The following is a 989-nucleotide window of genomic DNA, read 5'->3' on the forward strand; positions in this document are numbered from 1 at the left end:
AGATTGTGGCTCTAGGAATAGGGGATAGTGAGATGAAATAAAAGCTGAACAATTCAATTTCTAACCAGCTAACCATTTAATCTTGCTGCAAATAGGTATCGAACAAGTCTAGTATAAGTCTGAGACATTTTTTAGAAACTGATGATAAGCTCTTCCAATAAAAAATAGGGAGGTTTTTCAAACTAAAATCCGGATTCATACTTGGTTTCTAAATTCGATTCAATATATTCATACTGTTAAAAATCAGCCGATTATAACTATTATTATACTAAAAATTTCATAAATAAAGATATAGAAAAGTTATTAGTTTCTAGGAAATAAATCAAAAAAGTGTATACCTATAATCAATATAATAAACACATACTAAAAAATTCTCTAAAAATCAAGATTTTTGGATGATTAGATGGTAAATTCGGGGGGGGGGGTATGGTATAATTATTACTAGACTGTACACTGGGTGCAGTGGGTTAAATAGTGCTATCAATACTATTTAATATCATGTGAGTTTGAAGATGATAAGGCTATTTTGTTTTCAAAACAACTTACAAAAAAGGAGAAAGATTTCATGGACTTTGGAAAATATAACAAAGAAAAGGTTTTCCGATATTCGATTCGAAAATACCACTTTGGTGCTGCCAGTGTCGCGGTTGCGGCATTGATGTTCTTTGCTAACGGGGCAGTAGCAGCGCATGAACCCATCACTCAAGCTACGGCAAGTGATGTCGTTACGGCAGGTTCTGATGGCAATGCAGATGGAAATCCGGCGTCCTCGGATGAGGGAGACTCGAACAAGGTTCTAACTGACCAGCCAGCTGAACTCAAAGCACCTGATGAGGTGAAAACGCAAGAAGCTCCAGCTGAGGGAACCAATCAAGGGCAAGCAGGAGCTGAGTCTAACTCTGCTCAGTCCGAGACAAATTCAGCTAACCAAGAACCTTCTCAAGCAGGAGAAGTAAAAGAGCAAGAACAGCCGACCGTCGCTGATACGA

The 989-nt window shown here is 37.8% G+C and carries 1 protein-coding gene; it reads left to right on the forward strand.

From position 1 onward, the window contains the following. Window positions 1–565: 565 nt before the first annotated feature. Window positions 566–989, forward strand: a 424-nt coding sequence (locus HT721_RS11240) for a YSIRK-type signal peptide-containing protein (protein ID WP_240150000.1), incomplete at its 3' end; no start/stop codon positions are given.

Source organism: Streptococcus sp. 4094 (genome assembly GCF_013277125.1).
In the GTDB taxonomy this organism is placed as follows: domain Bacteria; phylum Bacillota; class Bacilli; order Lactobacillales; family Streptococcaceae; genus Streptococcus.